The sequence below is a fragment of the Verrucomicrobiota bacterium genome, assembly GCA_016871675.1.
Classification (GTDB): domain Bacteria; phylum Verrucomicrobiota; class Verrucomicrobiia; order Limisphaerales; family VHCN01; genus VHCN01.
The window spans coordinates 1-22375 of the sequence record VHCN01000057.1 but is presented as its reverse complement, the minus strand read 5'-3'; the positions used below and the strand labels follow the sequence as shown (position 1 = coordinate 22375).

General features: G+C 66.6%; 16 protein-coding genes and 1 other RNA gene. 12 read left to right on the top strand and 5 right to left on the bottom strand.

All coding sequences use genetic code 11. From position 1 onward, the window contains the following. From FJ386_11730 to FJ386_11695, 8 genes are all read left to right on the top strand, one after another. A partial coding sequence (locus tag FJ386_11730; protein MBM3877377.1) for a valine--tRNA ligase occupies positions 1-3164 on the top strand: 3164 nt, incomplete at its 5' end. Positions 3165-3230: 66 nt separating this feature from the next. Next, on the top strand, positions 3231-3821 hold the full coding sequence (locus FJ386_11725) for a nuclear transport factor 2 family protein (protein ID MBM3877376.1): 591 nt from the start codon (positions 3231-3233) through the stop codon (positions 3819-3821). A gap of 32 nt (positions 3822-3853) precedes the next feature. Continuing rightward, positions 3854-5257, top strand: a complete 1404-nt coding sequence (locus FJ386_11720) for a DUF1501 domain-containing protein (protein ID MBM3877375.1) — start codon at positions 3854-3856, stop codon at positions 5255-5257. 25 nt (positions 5258-5282) lie between these two features. Beyond that, positions 5283-7724: a hypothetical protein gene (locus FJ386_11715; GenBank protein MBM3877374.1), complete on the top strand. Its 2442-nt coding sequence runs from the start codon at positions 5283-5285 to the stop codon at positions 7722-7724. Between the two features lie 99 nt (positions 7725-7823). Next, on the top strand, positions 7824-8258 hold the full coding sequence (gene rplM, locus FJ386_11710) for a 50S ribosomal protein L13 (protein ID MBM3877373.1): 435 nt from the start codon (positions 7824-7826) through the stop codon (positions 8256-8258). Between the two features lie 12 nt (positions 8259-8270). Continuing rightward, positions 8271-8666: a 30S ribosomal protein S9 gene (gene rpsI / locus FJ386_11705; GenBank protein MBM3877372.1), complete on the top strand. Its 396-nt coding sequence runs from the start codon at positions 8271-8273 to the stop codon at positions 8664-8666. 99 nt (positions 8667-8765) lie between these two features. Next, a complete protein-coding gene (locus FJ386_11700) occupies positions 8766-9833 on the top strand; it encodes an N-acetyl-gamma-glutamyl-phosphate reductase (GenBank protein MBM3877371.1) in 1068 nt (355 codons plus the stop codon). 408 nt (positions 9834-10241) lie between these two features. Next, positions 10242-11339, top strand: a complete 1098-nt coding sequence (locus FJ386_11695) for an AEC family transporter (protein ID MBM3877370.1) — start codon at positions 10242-10244, stop codon at positions 11337-11339. A 311-nt stretch (positions 11340-11650) separates the two neighbouring features. Here FJ386_11695 and cobA read toward each other — a convergent pair whose 3' ends face one another. Then, entirely contained in the window at positions 11651-13171 is a 1521-nt protein-coding gene (cobA, locus tag FJ386_11690; protein ID MBM3877369.1) for a uroporphyrinogen-III C-methyltransferase, read from the bottom strand. Positions 13172-13295: 124 nt separating this feature from the next. Between cobA and FJ386_11685 the strand changes: the two genes are divergently transcribed. Further along, positions 13296-13862 carry an orotate phosphoribosyltransferase gene (locus FJ386_11685; protein MBM3877368.1) on the top strand — a complete coding sequence of 189 codons (567 nt, stop codon included), beginning with the start codon at positions 13296-13298 and terminating at the stop codon, positions 13860-13862. Between the two features lie 36 nt (positions 13863-13898). Here FJ386_11685 and FJ386_11680 read toward each other — a convergent pair whose 3' ends face one another. After that, the gene (locus tag FJ386_11680) at positions 13899-14714 is read right to left on the bottom strand and encodes an RluA family pseudouridine synthase (GenBank protein MBM3877367.1); all 816 of its coding nucleotides are present in this window, start codon (positions 14712-14714) and stop codon (positions 13899-13901) included. 161 nt (positions 14715-14875) lie between these two features. On the opposite strand from FJ386_11680, the gene ffs reads away from it, so the two are divergent. Then, an RNA gene (gene ffs / locus FJ386_11675) (signal recognition particle sRNA small type) lies at positions 14876-14972 on the top strand. Between the two features lie 71 nt (positions 14973-15043). After that, positions 15044-16810, top strand: coding sequence for a DNA polymerase III subunit gamma/tau (gene dnaX / locus FJ386_11670; GenBank protein ID MBM3877366.1), 1767 nt, complete (start codon positions 15044-15046; stop codon positions 16808-16810). 113 nt (positions 16811-16923) lie between these two features. Here dnaX and FJ386_11665 read toward each other — a convergent pair whose 3' ends face one another. Genes FJ386_11665 through FJ386_11655 form a run of 3 tightly spaced genes read right to left on the bottom strand, consistent with a single transcriptional unit; the run spans position 16924 to position 21775 of the window. Next, positions 16924-18246 (bottom strand): ABC transporter permease, encoded by a 1323-nt coding sequence (locus tag FJ386_11665; protein ID MBM3877365.1) that lies wholly within the window; start codon positions 18244-18246, stop codon positions 16924-16926. Next, positions 18239-19183: an ATP-binding cassette domain-containing protein gene (locus tag FJ386_11660; protein ID MBM3877364.1), complete on the bottom strand. Its 945-nt coding sequence runs from the start codon at positions 19181-19183 to the stop codon at positions 18239-18241. Before FJ386_11660 ends, FJ386_11665 begins: the two co-directional genes overlap by 8 nt. 42 nt (positions 19184-19225) lie before the next feature. Then, a complete protein-coding gene (locus FJ386_11655) occupies positions 19226-21775 on the bottom strand; it encodes a carboxypeptidase regulatory-like domain-containing protein (protein ID MBM3877363.1) in 2550 nt (849 codons plus the stop codon). Positions 21776-21974: 199 nt separating this feature from the next. On the opposite strand from FJ386_11655, the gene FJ386_11650 reads away from it, so the two are divergent. After that, on the top strand, positions 21975-22375 hold a 401-nt coding region (locus tag FJ386_11650; GenBank protein ID MBM3877362.1), incomplete at its 3' end, for a threonine--tRNA ligase.

The window sequence follows — 22375 nt, the reverse complement described above, 5'->3', positions numbered from 1 at the left end:
CCGGCACCGACCACGCGGGCATCGCCACGCAGGTGCAGGTGGAGAAGGCGCTGAAGAAAGAGGAGAAGAAGACCCGGCACGATTTGGGCCGTGAGGAGTTCCTCAAGCGCGTGTGGAAGTGGAAGGAAGAAAAAGGCGGCATCATCATCAACCAGTTGAAGAAGCTCGGGTGCTCGTGCGACTGGACGCGCGAGCGCTTCACGATGGACCCGGAGTATTCGCGCTGCGTGCAGAAGGTCTTCGTGGAGCTTTACCAGAAGGGCCTCATCTATCGCGGCAAACGCATGGTGAACTGGTGTCCCGTCTCGCAGACAGCGTTGTCGGATGAGGAAGTGGAGATGAAACCGCAGAGAGGCTTCATGTATCACTTCCGAGTGGAAGCGGTGGAAGTGGATGGTTCGCCGGCGAAAGGTGGTCCGCGCCCCCTCACCCCGGCCCTCTCCCCCGATGGAGGCGAGGGAGAAAGCAGCGCGCCAACCTCGCCCACAGTGAATCCCCTCGCCCCCACCGGGGGAGAGGGCAAGGGTCAGGGGGCGGCTCCGAAGGCCGGCCCGGTGACGGATTCCGAAGGCCGCGTCTGGCTCACCATCGCCACCACGCGTCCCGAAACCATCCCCGGCGACACTGCCGTGGCCGTGAATCCGAAGGACCCGCGTTACGCGCACCTCATCGGCAAGCACATCGTCCGACCTCTGCCTGCCGAGTTGCCGCGCGAGCAGAAGCTCATCCCCATCATCGGCGACGAGCACGTGGACTTCGAGTTCGGCACCGGCGTGCTGAAGGTCACGCCCGCGCACGACAAGGCGGACTTCGACATTGGCTCACGCCACAAGCTGCCGCTCGTGGACATCATGAACGCCGACGGCACCATGAACGACCTCGCCGGCGCGGACCTGCGCGGGCTGGACCGCTTCAAGGCGCGCAAGCTGGCGTCGGAGAAGCTCGCCGAGCAAGGCGCGCTCGCGGAGGAAAAGCCTTACGAAAACAACGTGGGCTTCAGCCAGCGGGCGGACGTGCCCATCGAGCCGCGCTTGAGCGAGCAGTGGTTTCTCAAGTATCCGAGCGTGGAGCTAAGCAAGGCGTGTGTGGAGCAGACCGCCTTGGTGGAAAAAACCGCCGCCATCGTCACGGCCACGGGGCGTGAGTTGGTGGGCAAAACCATCAAGGATCTGCGGCAAGCGGCGCTGGCCTACGCACGCAGTCACCGCCTCCTTGGTCATCCGTTCAAGAACCTGGACTCAGGGCTGGAGATTCGCGTGGGTCGGCAGGGCTTGTCGCACGCCTTCAGCAATCTGGGCGTGGCGAACATCAAGGCCGTGGTCGTGCTGCCCGAGTTGATTCAAAAGGCTGTCTGGCTCTCCAGCGCCCCGCATGAGCCCGCCAATCCCATGGTCAAGCAGGTTCACCGGCTCGTGGCGGCCTTGTCCTTGGATGGGGAACTGTTCAGCGTGCTGATTACGGCCAAGGAGTTCCGCGACGGCACGGTGCATTACGACCACAAGGCAAAAAAAATAGCGTCCGGTGGTAAATCTCTGGAAGCGCATCCCCGTGAGGGGAAGTTGGACACCCAGCCTGCACCGAACGCTGGGTTTAAAGTGCGTGACCTGTTGGCGGCTGTCAACGCTCCAGTCGGTCAGATGAAGTTCCATCCCGACCGCTGGGCGAAAGTCTATGACCACTGGCTGACGAACATTCAGGACTGGTGCATCAGCCGCCAGCTTTGGTGGGGGCATCAGATTCCGGTGTGGTATCGCGGTAATGAAGTTTACTGCGGCCTTGAAGCGCCCAAGGGTGGCGGCTGGACCCAAGACCCCGACGTGCTCGACACGTGGTTCAGCTCTTGGCTCTGGCCGTTTGCCACGATGGGCTGGCCGGAGAACAACGAGACGTTGAAGAAGTTTTATCCGACCACCGACCTCGTCACCGGGCCGGACATCATCTTCTTCTGGGTCGCCCGCATGATCATGGCGGGCTACGAATACATGGGGGACCTGCCGTTTCGTAATGTCTATTTCACCGGCATCATCCGCGACAAGCAGGGCCGCAAGATGTCGAAGACGCTCGGCAACTCCCCCGACCCGCTGGAACTCATCGCCAAATACGGCGCGGACGCCCTCCGCTTCGGCACCATGCGCAGCGCGCCGCTCGGCCAGGACGTGCTCTTCGATGAGAAGGACGTGGAACTGGGCCGGAACTTCTGCAACAAGCTCTGGAACGCCTGCCGCTTCCGGCAGATGCAGGGCGGCGAGGTGCAGGGTGAAATCAACGCCGCCCTCCTCACCAGCGACGACCGATGGATTCTCCTTCGCCTCGACCAGGCCATCCGCGAGGTCAGCGACGCGCTCGCGAGCTACAACTTCGCCACTGCCGTGCAATCGCTCTACCGCTTTTTCTGGAGTGAGTATTGCGACTGGTATGTCGAGGCGAGCAAGGCGGTGCTGGGGAGCGCGGAAGGCGGAAAACGGGACGCGGAATCGGACAGCTTGAAGCTCAACAAGCTCGCGGTGATCGACTTCGCCCTCGGTAACACGCTGCGGCTGTTCCATCCGTTCCTGCCGTTCGTGACGGAGGAGTTGTGGCACGGCATGGGTTTCAACCGCGACCTGCCGGACAACCAAGGCGGCAAGACGATCATGTTCGCGCCATGGCCCAAGCCGCTGAGCGACGCCGAGAAATCGCACTTCGGCCTAGATGACGCAGCGGATCAGGTCGCCACGGCGAAATATGAACTCGTCTCGCTCGGCCGAAACCTGCGCCGCGAATTCAACATCCCCGCGGGCAAGAAGGTGAAGTTCATCCTCAAGCCCGCGGGCGGATTGCCTCCGGCTGAAGCCGCGGTGATGCGCCTCCTGCTGAATGCCGAATCGCTCGACGTGAACTGCGCGTTCACGCCGTCGCGCGGCACGCCGGTGGTCTCGAACGCGCTCGGCGAACTGTTCCTGCCGCTCGAGGGACTCGTGGACATTGCAGCCGAGCGTGCGCGGCTCACGAAAGAGATCGAGAAGGTCCGCGCCGAAATCGCACGGGCGCAGGACAAGCTGAATAATCCCGGCTTCACGCAGCGGGCGTCTCCCGCCGTGCTCGCGGAGCATCAGAAGCGCCTCGCCGACTGGCAGGCGCGGGAGAAGCAATTGCTTGCTTCGCTCTCGCACCTGCCGGAGTGAGGCCTTGCGCGGGCGCGGCGACCGGACTGCTTGCGCGCCGCGGCGATTCGTCCCTACATTCCGGCCATGCGCAAGATTCTGTTCCTACTCCTCGCACTCCTCTTCGCGGCCCTGTTCGCGACGCTGGCCGCCTGCCGCACCACGCCGGTCGTGCTCGACACGGCCGCGCCGTATCGCGACGCGCTCGCGGCAGCCGCGGCGAAGCCCACCCTCGCGAAAGACGGCGAAACCGAACGCGCCGCCATCGCGCGGGTGAAGGACTTCCTCTCGGTCATCACCGCCGACTCGGTGCGCGCGAAGACCCGGCTGGTTTACTCCGACGACGCTTACTTGAACGACACCCTCAAGACTGTCCGCGGCAACGCGGCAATCGAGGCCTACTTCCTCGCGACCGCGGAGGGCGCGGAGCGCATCACGGTTCAGTTCGACGACGTGGCCGAGTCGGGCGGCAACTACTACTTCCGCTGGGTGATGGACACTCGCCTCAAGAAACTCCGCAAGGGCGAGACCATCCGCACCATGGGCGTGACGCACATCCGCTTCGCCCCGGACGGCCGCGTGGTGTTGCACCAGGATTTCTGGGACAGCACCGCGGGCGTCTTCGAGCACGTGCCCGCGGTCGGCACGATGATCCGCGGGATCAAGGCGAAGTTCTGACAGCGGCGCCGGGCGTCGCGCCTCCGGCCTGCATGGCCGGGGAAACTGTGAATTGCCTTCCGAAGACTTCGTCCGTAGATTGGCCACAGACCATGAAAACGCACCCCACCTTTTGCGATGGCATCGCACGCCGGGACTTTCTCCGGATCGGCGCGGCGAGCGTGCTCGGATCGAGCGTCACCATGCCCGGATTGCTTGAGGCGCGGGCGCGCGCCACGGCCGCGGGTGTCGCGGCGGACAAGTCGGATGTCTCCGTCATTTACGTCTTCCTCAAGGGCGGGCTCAGCACGATCGACACGTTCGACCTCAAGCCCGATGCGCCATCCGAAATCCGTGGCGAGTTCAACCCCATCGCCTCGAACGTGCCGGGCATCCAGGTCGGCGAACTCATCCCGCGCGTGGCGAAGCAGATGGACAAATTCTCGCTCATCCGCTCGTTCACGCATCGCAGTTCGGATCACGGGCCGGCCGACCACTACATGCTCACGGGCTACTTCCCGGGCCCCGGCTTCAACGGCGGACTCAAGCCGAACAACCATTTCCCGAGCTTCGGCTCCGTGATTGCCAGCCGCCTCGGCGCTCGCGGGTCGGTGCCACCCTACGTCTGCCTGCCGATGATGCATCCGAGTGGCGGGTCATCGTTCCTCGGGGCGAGCGCGGTGCCGTTCGTAATCGAGGCGGACCCGAACGCGCCGAACTTCTCCGTGCCGGACATGGCGCCGCCTCTGTCCGTCGAGGCCAACCGCCTCGAAGCCCGGCGCGCGCTGCTTTCGCAGGTGGACCGTTACCAAAAATCTGCCGAAGCGCAGGCGAACGCGGGCGCTCGCAACGTCAGCGCGTTCAACCAGCGCGCCTTCGACCTGATGACCTCGCCGCAGGCGAAGCAAGCCTTCAACCTGGGCGCGGAACCCGGGAACCTCCGCGACGAATACGGGCGCAACACGCTCGGGCAGTCGTGCCTCATGGCGCGGCGACTCGTCGAGGCGGGCGTCCGCTGCGTGACCGTCGAACACTCGAACTGGGACACGCACGACGGCAATTTCAAGTCGCTCAAAGACCAGTTGCTGCCCAAGTTTGACGCCGCGGTGTCCACGCTGTTCCGCGACCTTGCCGACCGCGGCATGCTCGGCACGACGCTCGTGATTCTCTCGGGCGAGTTTGGCCGCACACCCCGCATCAACAAGAACGCCGGCCGCGACCACTGGGGCAAGTGCTTCACCGTCGGCCTCGGCGGCGGCGGCATCCATGGCGGACGCGTCGCCGGTTCGAGCGACAAGTATGCAGAGTCGCCCGCCGAAAATCCCTACGGCCCCGAAGACCTCGCGACCACGATGTATCAACTCCTCGGCTTGAACCCGCGCGAGGAAATGAAAACTCCCGAGGGCCGGCCGGTCATGCTGGCGAACAACGGACGGGTGATCAGCGAGTTGCTCTGAAGCGATCGCTTCATGCGGAATTCCAATGACCATCGCACGAGGATTTTCCCGTGAACTGGAAGGGGCGCGTTGGTTCCTGCCGCTGCGATTGGGAGCCCTTGGCGCGCTGGCCTTTGGATCCTCCTTCCACCCCGCGTCCGCTGAAGAACCGTCCGTCTCCTACATCTTCCCCGCCGGCGGGCAGCGCGGCACCACGGTCAACTTCCGCGTGGGCGGCCATTACCTGCACGGGCAGGCCGGCTTCGAGATGCTCGGCGCGGGCGTGACCGCCCTGCCGCGAGTCCGCGAGACGAACACCATCTGGTTCGAGGGACCCGTCATTCCGCTGCCCGCCTCGCAGGCGAGCGAGAACTACCCGCGAGACCACGCGGGCAGCGTGTCCATTGCGAAAGATGCGCCGGAGGGAACCCGCTACTGGCGTGTGTGGACCTCGCAGGGCGCGGCGCCCGCGATGCGGTTTCTGGTCGGCGATTTGCCCGAGGTGACGGAGGTGGAACTCGACGGCGAGCCGATTCCCGTCGCGGTGAAGACGCCGGTCACAATCAATGGCCGCATTTTCCCCCGCGAGGACGTCGACGTGTGGACCTTCCCGGCGCGCGCGGGCCAGGAATTCACGTGCACCGTGGCCGCGCACAGCGTCGGGTCGCCGTTGCAGGCGCGGCTCGTGGCGACGGATGCCGACGGCCGCCAACTCGGCGAGGCCACCGCCACGCAGCGCGGCGACCCGCGCCTGCACTTCAAGGCCGCCTCCGACGGCGTGTGTTCCGTCCGCATCCACGATGTCGGCTTTGCCGGGCTTCAACACTTCGTGTATCGGCTGACGATCACGAGCGGGCCGGTGGTGAACTCCATCTTCCCGCTCGGTGCGCGACGAGGCCAGGCCGCGCAATTCGAACTCGCGGGCCACGCGCTCCCGGCGCGCACGGCACAGATGGGCGTGCCCGCCGATGCCGCGCGGAGCTTCGCCGCCACGCCCGCGCCCGCCGGCAGGCCCGCCAACGCCGTGCTGCTCGAGGTGGATGACGCGCCCGAATACACCCACTCGCCGGCCACCGCCACGTTCACCCCGCCCGCGATGCTTAACGGGCGCATCGCCGCGCCCGGCGGGATGAATGGCTGGACCTTCAACGCAAAGAAGGGCGAAGCCCTCGACCTGACGCTCGCCGCGCCGCGCCTCGGCAGCCCGCTCACGCCGGTGCTCGCCGTGTTCGATGCGCAAGGCAGGCAACTCGCGCGCGCCGAATCCGCCGCGGGCGACACCGGCGACCTCGCGCTTTCGTTCAAGCCGCCGGCGGACGGCGAGTTTGGTTTGCGCGTCTCCGATCGCTTCGCGTCGCGCGGCGGGCCGGAGTTCGCCTACCGGCTGCGCGTCGGGCCGCCACCCGCACCGGATTTTCAGATCGCCTTCACAAACGACGCGCTCAACGTCGTCCGCGACCTCGTTGACGGACCGACACCCGACCCGAAGAATCCGCGCGGCAAGAACAAGCCGGGGCAGTTGAAACTCCACATCGCATCCATCGGTTCCTTCGCCGGAGAAATCGAACTCTCGGTCGAAGGACTGCCCGATCACGTCACCGTCACAAACACGAGGGTCGCCGCGAAGAAACCTGTGCACGACCTCGCGTTCAACGCCGGACCGCAGGCAACGATCGGAGCGCGCCCCATCACGGTGCGCGGCACCGCGACGATCAACGGCCAGAACATCACGCGCACCGCCACGTTCGCTGCCCGGCGCGGCGAACCCGCGCTCGACACCGTGCTGCTCGCGGTTGCATTGCCGACGCCCTTCAAGCACTACGGCGAATACCTGTTCGCACTCGGCCCGCGGGGGACGGTTTTCAACCGCCACTATCAACTCGACCGCGGCGGCTTCACCGGCCCGATTACCGTGCGCTTCGCCGACCGGCAGGGCCGCCACCTGCAGGGAGCGGCAGGTCGGGAACTTGTCGTGCCACCGGAAGCCGACCGGTTTGTCTACCCGGTCACCCTGCCGCCGTGGATGGAAATCGGCCGCACAAGCCGTTCGCAACTGATGACCAGCGGCGTGGTGAAGGACCACGACGGCACCGAGCACGTCGTCAGCTATTCCTCCAACGAACAACCCGACCAAGTGATCGTGGTCATCTCGGGCGGATTGCTCACCGTCGAGGCGGGCCGCCACTCCATCCCCGCGGCAGCCGGGCAGTCCGTCGAAATCAGCGTCCGCGTCCAACGCGATCCCTCGATCAGCGACGCGCCGGTGCGGGTCGAAGCCGTGCTGCCCGCGCACGTCACCGGGGTCACAAGCCATCCCGTCGTGCTCGCGGCTGGGCAGGGCGAAGCGATGTTGAAGTTCACCCTTGGTGCGCAGGCCGGACCGTTTCCCGCGGCTGCCGTCCTGCGAGCGACGACCGTGGCACCGGCGGCTCCGCACTTTGCTGAAGCGCGGATTGAACTGGTCCCGCCGGCGGCCACGCGCGAGTGAGGCGCAGATCAAGCCCGCGAGCTGTCGTTTTTCGCGGCGACTGGGCTATTGACTTCGAATTCTCCTCTGATAGCTTCGCGCTCCTTTGTTTGAGGCTTGATGAAGACATTTCTGCCAGTCATTGACATAAAGCGCCGCAAATGGTGCGTTGTGGACGCCACAGGCATGGTGCTCGGGCGGCTCGCCGTTCAAGTCGCCAACAAACTCCGCGGCCGCGACACCAGCCAATACACGCCTCACATCGACTGCGGCGAGTATGTTGTCGTGATCAATGCCGAGAAGGTCGTGCTCACCGGGAAAAAGGAAACCGACAAGCAGTTCATGACCTACTCCGGCTGGAAAGGCGGCGAGAAATACGAAACCGTCGCGCAACGCCGCGCCCGCCGCCCCGAACTGCTCATCACCCACGCCGTCAAGGGCATGATCCCGAAGAACCGCCTCGGCCGGAAGATCATCACCAAGCTCAAGGTCTACCGCGGCCCGGCTCACCCGCACGAAGCCCAGCAACCGGTTCCGCTCACCTCTTCCAAGTAACCCGCAGAACCCATGGCCACACTCCAAGCAATCAACGCGACCGGTCGGCGCAAGACCGCAGTAGCCACCGTCCACATGGCCGCGGGCAGCGGCAAGATCACCGTCAACGGCCGCGGCTTCGAGCAATACTTCCCCATCGAAGACCAGCGCGCCGAAATCCTCCAGCCGTTCAAGGCCACCGACACCAGCGGCAAGTTCGACCTCCGCGCCCATGTCGCCGGCGGCGGGCCCCACGGGCAGGCCGGCGCGCTCCGGCTCGGCATCTCCCGCGCGCTGCTCCAGACCGATGAGAACTTCCGCAAGCTGCTCCGCGAACACGGCCTGCTCACGCGCGACCCGCGCCGACGCGAGCGCAAGAAATACGGCCAGCCCGGCGCGCGCAAGCGGTTCCAATTCTCCAAGCGCTAAACCGCTCCCGCTCTCAGCAGCCCCGCCGGCACGCGCCGCGGGGCTTTTCTCTTGCGCGGGATTGCTTTTTCCAGTCGCTCCGTTACTCCATCACCCAACATGTCGAATCCAAGAATCCGCGCCGCGGTCATCGGCGCGTCAGGCTACTCGGGCGAGGAACTCGTCCGCCTCCTGCTCGCGCACCCGTGCGTCGAGCTCGTCGCGGTCACTTCCCGCCAGCAGGCGGGACAGACCGTCGCGCAAGTCTTCCCCAAGTTCGCGAGCCATCCGCGCGCGCGCGAACTGCGCTTCGTTGAGCCCAACGCCGAACGGCTTGCGAAGCAGGCCGACGTCGTATGCCTTGCGCTGCCGCACGGTGTCGCGGCGGAATTCGCCGTGCCGCTGCTCCAGCAAGGTTGCCGCGTGATTGACTTGAGCGCGGACTTCCGCCTCCGCAGCGCGGACGTTTACAGGGAATTCTACGCGCACGACCATCCCGCGCCCCAGTTGCTCGCGAAGGCCGTCTATGGCTTGCCCGAGATCCGTCGCAGTGAGATCAAGGACTCACTTCTGGTCGCCTCGCCGGGTTGTTACCCGACGAGCATTTTGCTGCCGGTCATCCCGCTGCTGCGCGCGGGGCTCATCAAGTCGCACGGCATCATCGCCGACTCGCTCAGCGGCGTGAGCGGCGCGGGCCGCAAGGCCGAGGCCGACTACCTCTTCGTCGAATGCAACGAAAGCGTCCGTCCCTACGGCGTGCCCAAGCACCGCCACCTTTCCGAGATCGAGGAACAACTCTCGCTTGCCACGGGCGCGCCCGTCGTCATCCAGTTCACACCGCACTTGATTCCGGTGAACCGCGGCATTCTCACCACGCTGTATCTTGCGCCGGCGAAGCACTTCGCAAACGCCACCGAAGCCACCGCTCTCGACGGGCAAGTCGCGGCCTGCTACCGCGCCGCCTATGAGCGCGAGCCGTTCGTGCGCCTGCTCGAAGGCCGCGCGCTGCCCGACACCAAGAACGTCACCGGCACGAACACGCTCGAAATCGCGTGGCGCCTCGACCCCCGCACCGGCCGGCTCATCGTCATGAGCGCCGAGGACAACCTCGTGAAAGGCGCGAGCGGCCAGGCCGTGCAATGCCTGAACATCATGTTCGGGTTCCCCGAGACGGCCGGGCTCCTTTGAGTCACGCGACTCGTGTCCAATCATGCCGCCATCGTCGCGACTTGAAGAACTCCTCGCGCTGCTGCGCGCGGCCGGCCCCGCTTCGCTCGGGCCCGGGCGCCGCGCCGCCGCCCTCGACCTGCCCCCCCTCGAACGCTCGCTCGCCCCGCTGCTCGAAGGCATCGGCGCCGAAGACGCCGCGCTCATCCGCGCGCTCGTGCTGCTGTGGCACGACCACCTCGACACCTCGCACGAAATCTCGCAGGGCATCGCCGGAGCCGACGCCAGCTTCGTGCACGGCATCATGCACCGGCGCGAGCCGGACTACTGGAACTCGAAGTATTGGTTTCGCCGTGCCGGCAAGCACCCCGCCTTCCGCGAGATCGCATCGCGCGTGTCGAAGTTGCCCGCATCGGACCCATCGGTCCCATGGGAACCGTTCGCCTTCGTCGACGCCGTCGAAGCCGCGTGCGGTCACCCGGGCACCGGGGCGCCGCGCCCGCTCCTCCGCGAAGCGCAGCAAATCGAGTTCGAGGTGTTGCTCGGCCATTTCGTTTCGCGCGCGTGATGGACTCGCAAGCCTTCACCCCGGTGCTCGGCGCCGTGCTGCCGGTCGTGATCATCGCGCTAGCAGGCGTCGCGCTCCGCAAGGCCAACTGGCTCACCGAGGACGCCGACGCCTCGCTCCTCAAGGTCACCATCAACCTGCTGTCGCCCTGCCTCATCCTCGACTCCATCCTCGGCAACAAGGCGCTGCAGCAGGCGGGCAACGTGCTGCTCCCGCCGCTCATCGGCTACCTCACCGTCGCCGCCGGCATCGCCGTCGCGATGCTGTTCCGCCGCGCCGCCGGCTCGAAATCTGAGCTCGAAGGAAAGACGTTCGCGTTCACCGTCGGCGTTCATAATTACGGCTACGTCGCCATCCCGCTCGGGCTGCTGCTATTCGAGCGCGAAACGCTCGGCGTGCTGTTCGTGCACAACATCGGCACCGAGCTCGCCTTCTGGACCATCGGCATCGCGATGCTCGGCGGACCGGACGCGGGCGAAGGCTGGCGCAAACTTTTCAGCCCGCCGGTGCTCGCCATCCTCGTCGCGCTTGGCATCAACTTCGCCGGCGGCAAGGCGCTGCTGCCGGAATTCGTCGTCACCACGGCGCACCTGCTCGGTCAGTGCGCCATCCCGCTCGGCGTCATCCTCGTCGGCGCGATGATCGCGGACGAGTTTCACGAATTCCACTCGGAGGGAAGCTGGCGGATGATCCTCGCCGGCTCCGTGCTGCGACTCGGCGTGCTGCCGCTCGCGTTCCTGCTGCTGGCGAAGTGGCTGCCGTGCTCGATCGAACTCAAGCGCGTGATGGTGCTGCAAGCCGCGATGCCGAGCGCGGTGTTCCCGATCATCCTCGCCAAGCACTACGGCGGCGACGTGGCGACCGCGGTGCGCGTCTCGCTCGGCACGACCATCGCCGCGGTGGTGACGATCCCGCTGTGGCTGAGGGCGGGCGCGAAGATTCTGGGATTTGAGCTGTAGCACCGGCGCTGCTTGCGAGAGTCATCCGCTCCGCTACGGATTCGGCGGCGGCGGTGGCGGGGCGGGAGGCTCTTCCTCTTTCGATTGACCCCCGATTCGACGCGACGCGACATACCCGCTCACGAACAAGTCCCCGTCCTGCGTGCCGCCGAACTGCAACACCAGGTCGTCCATCCCTTCGAGCAGGCCGTCAACCGGGGAATTATCGAGGCGACCGGGGCGGCGATTGATCCGACCGCGAGGACGAGGATGACGACGAGGACGACGATGGACTCAACTGATCCTGTTCACGCAACGACCGGGGCTAAGATTCAAGGCTTCGTCTCGATCGCCTTCACCAAGCCTTCGATCGTGTGCTGCTTCGCCTCGACCGCGGGCTTGAGACCGAGCGCGGCGAGCGCTTTCGTGGTCTCGGGACCGATGGATGCCGTGCGCGTCTGTGGAAATGTCTTCAACAGCTCCGGCAGGTTGAAGCGCGCGTGGAAGTTCTCCACCGCCGAGCTGCTCGCGAACGTGATCCAGTCCGCGCCGGCTTCGAGGAGCTTTGCGGTTGCGCCGGTCAGGTCGTCGGTCTCGGGCACGGTCTTGTAGCACGCCACGTCGTCCACGATGGCGCCGAGTTCCACAAGCGCGGCGGGCAGGTCGGCATTGGCAACCTCGGCACGGAGCAGCAGCACGCGCAGGTTCTCGACGCTCTCGTGCGCGTGGATGGCTTTCGCCACCGCGGCCGCGACATACTTCTCCGGCATCACGTCCACCTTGAGGTGGAGTTCCTTGAGCTTCGCGGCCGTGGCCGGGCCGACCGCGGCGATGCGCACCGCGCCGAGGTCGCGCACGTCCTCGAACGCCTTGAAGAACATCTCGAAGAACATCGCCACGCCGTTCGGGCTGGTGAACACGAGCCAGTTGTATTCGCCGAGGCTGCTGAGCGCTTCGACGACCGCCTCGCGCCGGTCCGTGGGCTGAATCCGGATCGTCGGAATCTCGAGCACTTCCGCGCCGCGCTCGGCGAACTGCGCAGCAAGCTGGCTCGTCTGCTCGCGCGTGCGCGTGACGACGATGCGCCGGCCGAACAGCGGGCGCTTCTCGAACCAGTTCAGCTTGCCGCGAAGCGCCACCACGCCGCCGATGACGGTCACGGCGGGCGCGGTGAACTTCTTCCTCGCGACCAAGTCCGCGATGCCCGCGAGTGTGCCCTCGATGGTTTCCTGCCGGCCGGTCGTGCCCCAGCGGATCATCGCGACGGGCGTGTCCGCGCTCATGCCGTGCGCGACGAGTTGTTCGGCGATGACCTTGATGCGCTCGACGCCCATGAGCACGACCTTGGTGCCCGCGGCGCGCGCGAGCTGCGCCCAGTCGAGGCTCGAATCGTCCTTGGCCGGATCCTCGTGGCCGGTGATGACGGTGAAGCTGCTGCAATGGTCGCGGTGCGTGATGGGAATGCCCGCGTAGTTCGGGCCCGCCACGAACGACGAGATGCCCGGCACGACCTCGAACGCGATGCCCGCCGCCGCGAGTTCCTCGCCCTCCTCGCCGCCGCGGCCGAAGATGTAAGGGTCGCCGCCCTTGAGCCGCACGACGCACTTGCCCTCGCGCGCCTTCGCGATGAGAAGCCGGTTGAGTTCCTCCTGCGGGATGGCGTGGGCAGCGGCGCGCTTGCCCGCGTAGATCACCTCGGCGGATTTCGGCGCGAGGCGGAGCAAGTCGGCGTTGACGAGCGCGTCATGCACGACCACGTCCGCGCGGCGGAGCAGTTCCGCGCCGCGCAACGTGAGCAGGCCCGCGTCGCCCGGCCCCGCCCCGACGAGATACACCGTGCCATTCGATTTCATCCGCGGGCGAATCTACGGCGTGCGAGCGGAGCACGGCAATTGCGAACCCGCGCGCCTTCGGGAAGGCAGGTTCCGAAAGCGCGGGGTTGTCTCCCGCGCTGCGTTGCGCTTTCATCGCCCGCGCATGACACACGACGAGGCGCTTCAACTATTCCGCGAGACCGGCGCGCTTCTGGAAGGACACTTCATCCTCCGCAGCGGGCTGCACAGCCGGCAGTTTTTCCAGTGCGCGCAGGCGCTGCAACAAATGCCCGTCGTGGAGAAATTCGGCGCGGCGCTTGCGGCGAAGGTCCGTTCGCTTGGCGCTGCCACCGTTGTTTCGCCGGCGATGGGAGGGCTCGTGATTGGACAGGAAGTGGCGCGGCAACTTGGCGCCCGGTTCATCTTCGTCGAGAAGGAGGACGGCCGGCTCGTGTTGCGACGCGGATTCACGATTGCGACGGGCGAAAAGTTGCTCGTGGTGGAGGACGTCGTGACGAAGGGCGGCCGCGTGCAGGAGACGGTGGACATCGTGCGCGGGCACGGCGGCACGGTCGCGGGGGTGGCGATGCTCGTGGATCGCTCGGGTGGTTCGGTGGATCTCGGTGTGCCGACGGTGAGCCTGATCAAGCTGAACGTCGAGACGTTCGCAATGGGGCAACTGCCGCCGGACTTGCAGGCAATCCCCGCCATCAAGCCGGGAAGCAAGTAGGCGCGCGACGCGATTCGCGCTGCCCGTCGCGCCGCCTCAGTTTCGCCGTGGATTGGGTTGCCGGGGCGGGCGGGCCTTTTCTGGCGCGACTTTCGGCGCCACCTGCTCGGCGTCCGCGCCCTCATCCCGCAAGAAACCGAATTCGTTCAAGAACGCCTCCGTCGGCGCGTGGATGCGGACTTCGCGCCGTTGGAACGGGTCGCGATAGGCGAGTTTCACGGCGCGCAACCCGAGGCGCGAGCGGCCGCGCGAGGCGCTGCCGATTTCATGGCCGTAAAGCACGTCGCCAATGACGGGGTGGCCCGACTCGAGCAGGTGCAGGCGAATCTGGTGCGTGCGGCCGGTCGTGGGGCGCGCCTCGATCAAAGCCGTGTCGCGCCCGGTTCCAAGCACGCGGAAGTGCGTCTCGGCTTCCTTGCCCTCCACCGGGTCCACCTGCATGTAGCCGGGCCGTCCGGGGACCGGGCCGAGCGGAGCATCGCACACCCAAGTGGAGTTTCGGGGCGTCCCATAGACTACAGCAAGGTAGCGCTTCTCGACCTCGCGCTGTTCGAAGAGCCCGCCGATCGTGTCGAGCGCACCGGGACTCCTGGCGAAGAGCAGGATGCCGCTCGTGTCGGCGTCGAGGCGGTGGACGTAGCGGAGGTAATTCAGGTTGCGCGAGCGGACCCAGTAGAAGCGGGCCATGATGCAGGAATCAATCGCCCGCTGGAGGTTGCGTCGTGTGTTCTCCCACGCGTCGGGCGCGAGGATCCACCCGGGGGGCTTGTCGAGCGCCATCACCGAGCGGTCCTCGTAGAGGATCGGAATGTGCGTGTGATCGCCGAGTTCGATGTATTGCGTCTTGGGCATGGCGGCCGTTGAAACGGGTGCGGAGACTCTCACGAAACCGGCCCGAGGGAACGAAAAATGTCGGATTGGGAAGCTGAAGTCGCGGCCGGATTCCCCACGGCCACTGTTCGCCTTTGTCCTTGCCGCGAGGTGAGTGCTGCGCCTTAATCCGACGCGAGTTTTGCCAGGGCCCGTGGAATGCGGACTTTCGAACCCCGCCAGGGCCGGAAGGCAGCAACGGTAGTTTGCTCCGCATCTGCCGCGGTCACCCTGGCTTCTTGTGTTTCAGATTGCGGAGTGCCGGTTGCCAGCCGGGTGGCGGGCCGGCTCCCTTCAATCGCCCATTGGCCATGAGCTACCAGGTCATCGCCCGCAAATACCGCCCGCAGCGGTTCGAGGACGTCGTCGGGCAGGAGCATGTCTCCACCACGCTCGCCAACGCCATCCGCGCCGGGCGCGTCGCGCACGCCTACCTGTTCTGCGGCCCGCGCGGCACCGGCAAGACCACCACGGCCCGCATCGTCGCCAAGGCCCTCAACTGCACCGGCGGCCCGCGCGCGGATTTCGACGTGGCCGATCCCAAGTGCGTCGAAATCGCCGAGGGCCGATCGCTCGACGTCATCGAAATCGACGGCGCGAGCAACAACGGCGTGGACCAGGTCCGCGACCTGCGCGACAGCGCGCGCTTCGCCCCGGCCTCGTCCAAATTCAAGATCTACATCATCGACGAAGTCCACATGCTCTCCACGGCCGCGTTCAACGCGCTCCTCAAGACCCTCGAGGAACCGCCGGCGCACGTGAAATTCCTCTTCGCCACCACCGACCCGGAGAAAGTCCTGCCCACCATCCTCTCGCGCTGCCAGCGGTTCGACCTGCGCCGCATCCCGGCCGCGCTCATCGTCCGGCACCTCGCCGCCATCGCGAAGCAGGAGGGCGTCGCGATCGACGACGCCGCGCTTTACGCCATCGCGCGCGGCGCGGACGGCGGCATGCGTGACGCCGAGGGCACGCTCGACCAGCTCATCAGCTTCTGCGGAAACCAGATCGCCGAGGCGGACGTGCTCTCGATGTTCGGCCTCGCCGCGCGCGCGCAAATCCTCGCGCTGTCCGGCGCCGTGCTCGCCGGGAATGTCGAGCCCGCGCTGCGCGAGCTCGACCAGTTGGCGAAGTCCGGCAAGGACCTCGGCCGCCTGCTTGGCGACTTGCTCAACCACTTCCGCAACCTGCTGATTTTCCAGGTCTCGAAGGGCGACCTCGCGCTGCTCGAAATCTCCGAAGCCGAGGCCGCCGCGCTCGGCGAACAGTCGAAGTCAGCGGACGCCGCCGCCCTCACGCGCATCCTCGAGGTGCTCACCGACACCGAGAGCCGGTTGCGCGACGCGGCCTCGCGGAAGATTCTTCTCGAAGTCGCCCTGCTCAAGGCCATCCAAGCCCGCAACGCCGTGCCCATCGACACCGTGATCAAGCAGCTCCAGCAGCTTCGCACCGACCGCGGGGCGGGTGGGTCGACCGGACCGGCCAGCCCCGCGCCCGCGGCGCCGGCAACTTCGAGCCCCGGTGCCCGATCCACCGGCGCGTCGGCCGTGGCCGCGCCGACGACCGCGCAAGTTCCTGCCGCGACACCACCGCCGCCCCAGCCGATGACGCTCGCGGACGCGCCCGTTCCCGAGCCGCCTGCGGACCTCTCGACGCTCTGGCAGCGATTGGTCGAGGGCGCCAGCCCGTTCCTGCGCAGCTACCTGCTCGAAGCGCACCCCGTGTCGCTGGCGGCGGGCGTGCTCACGATCGGCTTCGACCCCGAATTCGCGGACCACATCGGCCTCGTGGACAACGCGAAGAACCACGGCATCCTCCAGCAGAAACTCACCGAACTCGGTGTGCCCGGAGCGATGGTGAGATTCGTCAAGGCCGAGGCGCCCGCGCCGCGAGCCCCCGTTGCCGCGTCTGCAAACTCTGCTCCAACCGCCATCGCGGGCGCCCAGACAAAGCCCGTGTCCGTCGCGGCACCAGTCCCGGCGGCGGCGCCGCGTGCGACAAAGGAAGATTTCAAGAACGACCCGCTCATCCAATCCGTTCTCGCCATCTTCATGGGGCAGATCGTCGAGCGCCGGGGATGATCGTCCCCCTGCCCGCTTCGGTCACACGAGCTCCTGGCCGCTTCCAGTGAACTGACCCGCGCCCGTTGCCGCGGCCTTCCGGGCTGCAGTTCTCGGTGGTCGCGGTCCGCCGCTCATTTCGACACGACCCACTTCGCCAGCTTCGCCAGCGACGGAGCTTGTCCTTGCGAGAGCAGGCCGATGCGGAAGATCTTCCCGGCGGCCCACACGCAGCCGAGCGTGAACGCGGTCGTCAGCACAAGCCCGAGCGCGATTTGCCACGCGGGCGGCCCCGGCGGGATGGCGATGCGCATCAGCATCAGCATCGGGGTCGCCGGCGGGAACAGCGACAGCGCGACGGAGAACGGGCTGTTCGGCGATTGCACCACGGGCAGGAACGCGAAATAGGGCAGCATCACCAGCATCATCACGGGCAGCATCAGATTCTGCGCGTCCTTGATCTCCGAGCACGCCGCGCCGACGGCCGAGAAGATCGCGCCAAACATGAGCAGCGAGAGGAGCTGGAAGAGGATGAACCACGCGAACGTGCCCGGCGGGATGAGCCCGAGCATCCCCGCCTTCCACAGCATCCCGACGGTGCTGCCGAGGTAGAGCACCGAGAGCGTGTAGGAAAGCATCACCGAGCCGAACAGCTTGCCGAGCATGAGCTGGAAGGGCGAGACGGACGAGAGCAGCACCTCGGAGATTTTCTGCATTTTCTCCTCGAGCACCGTGTTGAGCAGGCCGGGCGCGGCGCTCATCACCATCATGTAGAGCAGCACCATGAAGCCCACCGGCACGGCCATCGTCGCGAGCTTGTTCTGTTCCTTCGCCTTCACGACCCTGCCGGTGGCGGTGTCCACCGAGCCGAGGCCGAGCCGCCGCATGGCCGGCACCGACGTGAGGCGGTTCACCACCGCGCGGTCCACGCCCGCGCGCTCGAAGCGCACGCGGCGGACTTCCTCGGCGATGGTGCGTTCGAGCCAGTCGGCCAGTTCGTTGTCGGTGTGCGACTGCGCGTGCCACGCGATGCGCGGCGCGGCGTCCGTGCCCGTGTCGAAGATGTCCGCGCCGACGAAGATGAACCCGGCGAGTTCGCCGCGCTTCACGCGCGCAGAGAGTTCGGGCTCCAATTCCGCGTCGGTCCGCGTGCCCGCGTCCACGCGCTCGGGGATGAAGGCCGGCCGCACTTGCGGGCCGCTGCCCTCGGCGCCGCGGTCGAACACCTGCCTCGCGTTCCGCTCGCGCACCCTGGCTGCGACCACGGTGTAGATTTCGCCCGTGCGGTCCACCATGGCGAACTTGCGATCGCGAATGTCGCGCTGCTTCGCGCCGACGATTTGAAGCCCGATGGCGACGGCCATGATGACCGGCAGCGCGAGGATGCCGATGATGAACGCCTTGCTCCGGACCGCGTTGCAATACTCGGTCCACGCGACGCACCAGACTTTACGCACGCTTCCCCTCCTCCGCGGCGGGCGCGGCGATGCGGATGAAGATGTCGTGCAGCGACGGCTTGGCGACCTCGAACAACTGCACGCGCGTGCGCGCCGCGAGCGACTTGAGAAGCTCCTGCGGGTCGCCCGCGCAGCGGACTTCCTGCGACTGCCCGAGGTCGCGCACGAGTTGCACGCCGTCGAGGCCCTTGAGCGCGTCCACCCCGCCCGTGGTGCGGACGCGGATGGTGTCCACGCCGAAGCGTTCCTGGATGCTCGCGAGCGTGCCGTCGAGGACTTTGCGGCCCTTGTAGATCATGAAGATCGCGTCGCACAACTGCTCGGCCATGGCCATGTCGTGGGTGGAGAAAATCACGGTCGTGCCCTGCTGCCTCTGGTCGAGCATGGCGGCACGAAGGACCTCGAGGTTCACGGGGTCGAGCCCGCTGAACGGTTCGTCGAGGATGAGCAACCTCGGCTTCGCGATGACGGCCGAGACGAACTGGATTTTCTGCGCCATGCCCTTGCTGAGCGTCTCGACCTTCTTGTCGGCCCATTTCTCGAGCCCCATCTTCGCGAGCCAGAACGCGGTGGCGTTGCGCGTGTCGCGGGTGTTCATGCCCTTGAGCGCGGCGTAGTAGCCGAGCACGCGACGGACGGACATCTTCTTGTAGAGGCCGCGCTCTTCGGGCAGGTAGCCGATGCGGTCGCTCGCCGCCCGCGTGCTGCGCTCGCCGAGCACCTCGACGTCGCCGCGGTCGGGATGGAGGATGTGCAGGATCATCCGCAGTGTCGTGGTCTTGCCGGAGCCGTTCGGCCCGATGAAGCCGTAGATGGAGCCCGCGGGCACTTCGAGCGAAACGTCGTCCACCGCGGTGTGCGCGCCGAAGGTCTTGGTGACGTTCGTCAACCGCACGGCCAGCGCGCGTCCCGCGGCGGGTTCGGTGGGGGCGATCATTGCGGGCAGATGAACCCCGGAGGGCGTCCGTGATTGCTGGGCTCACTTCGCCAGCATCTTGCGCGCGTCCTCGACGGTGAGGCGCTTCACGGGCAGCGGGAAGCCGAGCGTGTCGCCGTTGGGTGTGAAGCCCCCGCCATCCACGTCCACGAAGATCGGATTGTTGTAGGCGCATGGCTTGATCCGCGCCTGCGTGCTCGTGCCGAAGCCGGTCTTGAGGTCGAAGTTCTCGCCGGTCGCCACCACGATGATGTGGCTGTCCTCGCTGAGTGGCACGTCGATCGTGCGGTCGAACTTCACCACGCCGTCGCTGAAGAACTGCGCGTGCGTCTTGCGCGTGAAGTTCAGGTCCTCGCGCGGGCGGCCGTTCACGAGGACTTGCACGCGGTCAATGTCAATCCAGTCGGTGCACTGCACGCGGACCTTCAGTTTCAACGCGCCGTTCGCGCGTGTGCTGCCGCCGGCGAGCGTGCCGTCGTCGGTCTCGACCTGCAGGAACGGCCCGGTGGTGAGAATCATGCGGCCGGCCTTCGCGTGGCGCGTGTTCTCGCGCCAGTCAATCTTCGCCGGGTCGTCGCTCGCGCTCGGCAGATACGTGCGCCAGCCGCCGACGCCATTGCCGTAAACGGCATGGGCGTCGCACACGGCCACGCCCCAGTAGCGGTGGCCCTTGTTGAGCAACTGAAGCCAGATGAACTCGCGCACGTATTGCACGGTCTCGCGGCCGGTGCGCGTGTCGCGGCCGACCTTGAACGGCACCCCATCGAGGATTTGCGACGCGCTGTAGTTCTGCGTCTCGACCGCGTCGATGAGCGACGGCAGCCCGAGGTAGCCGCCGTCCGCGTAACCATCGGCGTCGCGGTCGATGAAATTGTCCACCATGTCGGGATGGTTGATCTGCACCCAGCGCGACGGCTCGGCCTTCTGCCAGTCGCGCAGCGTGACGGCCGTGATGCGCGGGTCCTTGTTCCACAACGGCGCGCCGTTGTCCTGCGTGAAGGGCACCGGCTCGAAAGGAAAGGCGTTGAAATGCGTGCCCGTGCTCGACAGCTCGACGCCGGGCACGGTCTGGATTTCGTTCGTCAGCCCAAGCCGCTCGATGTGCGGGCGCCAGTCGTAGAAGCGCATGTGCTCCGTGGTCGGCGCGAACTCGATGTGCTCGGCGGCGAGGTTGATGATGCGGTCGTCCGTGCCGCAGGTGTTGTCGCCGCTCGGCGTCGAGTGGTTGTGGTAATCCGTGCTGATCCAGCCGCGCGTGTCCACGAGCCGCTTCAACACGCCCTTCACGCCCGCGGTCTTGCCGGGCTCGACCTTCACCGTCTGCCGCAGGTGGCCGAACTCGATGCCGCGCGTGACGGTGACCTGATACGTGCCGGGCGCGAGCGCCTGCCGGAACTGCCCGTCCGGCGAGTGATACTGGTCCACGCAGCCTCGCGCGCGGTTGTTCGGGCCGAGGTTCGGCGACTTCGTGCCCTCGACGCCCGCAAACTGCACCTTGCACGGCAGCGGACGGCCGTTCTCGCCCCGGATGTCAAACGCGATGCCGGCCGACGCGGTCATCGTCACCTGCAAGTCGGGATTCGCGTCGCGCTTGAGCGAGATGGGTTGCTTCACCGTGTCGCGGCCGGGATCGCTGACTTCCACTTCGTGCTCGCCCGCGGGGAGGAAGAAACTGAACCGCCCCTGCGCGTCGGGATACGCCGCAAGACGATTCGTCGCCGCCGCGCCCGCCAGGGCCGACACCACAATCTTCGCCGTCGTGACGGGCGACCCGGCGGCGTCCTTGATCGTGCCCGTGAACGGCGCGGTGGCTTCGCCGCGCAACGCGAGCACGAGCGCGACCGCTTGCAGCGGCGACGAACCGACCGCGACGAATCGCGCGTAAGTGATTTCCTGGCCCGGCTGGAGTTCGATTTGCCTGGGCGGCGCCTTGAAGCCGTCGCGTTCGAGCCATCCGAACGCGTAGCCCGCCTTGTCCGCGGGGTCCACCGCGTCGGCCCACGTGATGCCGTGCGTCGTGCCCGTCGCGGTGAACGTCGTCATGCGGTCATCAGGCAGGCCGGTCGCGACCGTCTTGCCCTCGTTGCGCAACGTGGTGACGACGAGCACGCCCTGCCACCCGTCACGCAGCCGATACTCGTGCTTCTTGAACAACCCGCGGTTGTTCGCGGAGGTGGTGACCGTCTCGATCACCGCTTCGCCGTCGCGGCCGTCCTTCGCCACCCGGACCCACGAGATGAACCCCTGCTGTCCGCTCGGCGTGAAGATGGTGATCTGGTCATTGTTCGCGCCGCGCGGCGTGAGGTCGTAGAGGCAGCCGGGCGTGAAACCGTTCGTGCCGTAGAACGTGCTCATGTTCGCGCGCCGCAGCGGCAGGTTGCCGGAGATGACGGCCTCGACGCGGTCGTTGCGCAGCACGAAGTCGCCGATGATGCCGTCGGCCTCCTTGCCGCGCGGGAGCTGGTCCTTGTTGTGCGGCCCAATCTCGAACGCCTCGGCGGCCGTGACCGGAGGCGTAAAGCCCGGGGCAGCGCCGAGGAGGACTGCAGCGCCGATGCAAGCGACCGCGAACGAAATGCGGTGTGAAGTCATGCCCGCGGAGCTTACCGCCCGCCGCGATTCGGGCAACGGAAGAATCCGAGCCGCCTTCGCATTTGCCAACACGCGCCGCGCTTCCTACTGTCCGCGTGTGCGTGCCCCGTTGAACCACAAAGACACAAAGGACACGAAGGCGGCTTCGGAGCCTTCCCGCGCTTCTTCGTGTCCTTCGTGCCTTCGTGGTTGATTCCCTATGCCTGACGAAAACCAGCCGCCCGCCGCCTCGAACCCCGAGCGCAAGACTCTCGACGATCGCGCCAAGATGACCGAGTTGGAGCGCATCCGGCACTCGTGCGCCCACGTCCTGGCCACCGCCATCCTGCGCCTGTGGCCGGACGCCCAGTTCGCCTACGGCCCGCCCGTGGAGAACGGCTTCTACTACGACCTCGAATGCTCGCACCGCATCTCCCCCGAGGACTTTCCGAAGCTCGAGGAGGAGATGAAGAAGGAGATCAAGGCCAACAACATCTTCGAGAAGCTCACCGTCACGCGCGCGCAAGCCATCGCCGACGCGCAGAGCGGACGCCTCGGCGGCCTCGCCGAGCGGCCCGGCAACGAGAGCAAGTTCAAGCTCGACCTCCTCAAGAACATCCC

Coding starts and splice junctions, on each gene's coding strand:
- FJ386_11725 (MBM3877376.1), top strand. CDS start 3,231: ATGCGCAAGATTCTGTTCCTACTCCTCGCACTCCTCTTCGCGGCCCTG.
- FJ386_11720 (MBM3877375.1), top strand. CDS start 3,854: ATGGCCGGGGAAACTGTGAATTGCCTTCCGAAGACTTCGTCCGTAGAT.
- FJ386_11715 (MBM3877374.1), top strand. CDS start 5,283: ATGACCATCGCACGAGGATTTTCCCGTGAACTGGAAGGGGCGCGTTGG.
- rplM (MBM3877373.1), top strand. CDS start 7,824: ATGAAGACATTTCTGCCAGTCATTGACATAAAGCGCCGCAAATGGTGC.
- rpsI (MBM3877372.1), top strand. CDS start 8,271: ATGGCCACACTCCAAGCAATCAACGCGACCGGTCGGCGCAAGACCGCA.
- FJ386_11700 (MBM3877371.1), top strand. CDS start 8,766: ATGTCGAATCCAAGAATCCGCGCCGCGGTCATCGGCGCGTCAGGCTAC.
- FJ386_11695 (MBM3877370.1), top strand. CDS start 10,242: ATGGGAACCGTTCGCCTTCGTCGACGCCGTCGAAGCCGCGTGCGGTCA.
- cobA (MBM3877369.1), bottom strand. CDS start 13,171: ATGAAATCGAATGGCACGGTGTATCTCGTCGGGGCGGGGCCGGGCGAC.
- FJ386_11685 (MBM3877368.1), top strand. CDS start 13,296: ATGACACACGACGAGGCGCTTCAACTATTCCGCGAGACCGGCGCGCTT.
- FJ386_11680 (MBM3877367.1), bottom strand. CDS start 14,714: ATGCCCAAGACGCAATACATCGAACTCGGCGATCACACGCACATTCCG.
- dnaX (MBM3877366.1), top strand. CDS start 15,044: ATGAGCTACCAGGTCATCGCCCGCAAATACCGCCCGCAGCGGTTCGAG.
- FJ386_11660 (MBM3877364.1), bottom strand. CDS start 19,183: ATGATCGCCCCCACCGAACCCGCCGCGGGACGCGCGCTGGCCGTGCGG.
- FJ386_11655 (MBM3877363.1), bottom strand. CDS start 21,775: ATGACTTCACACCGCATTTCGTTCGCGGTCGCTTGCATCGGCGCTGCA.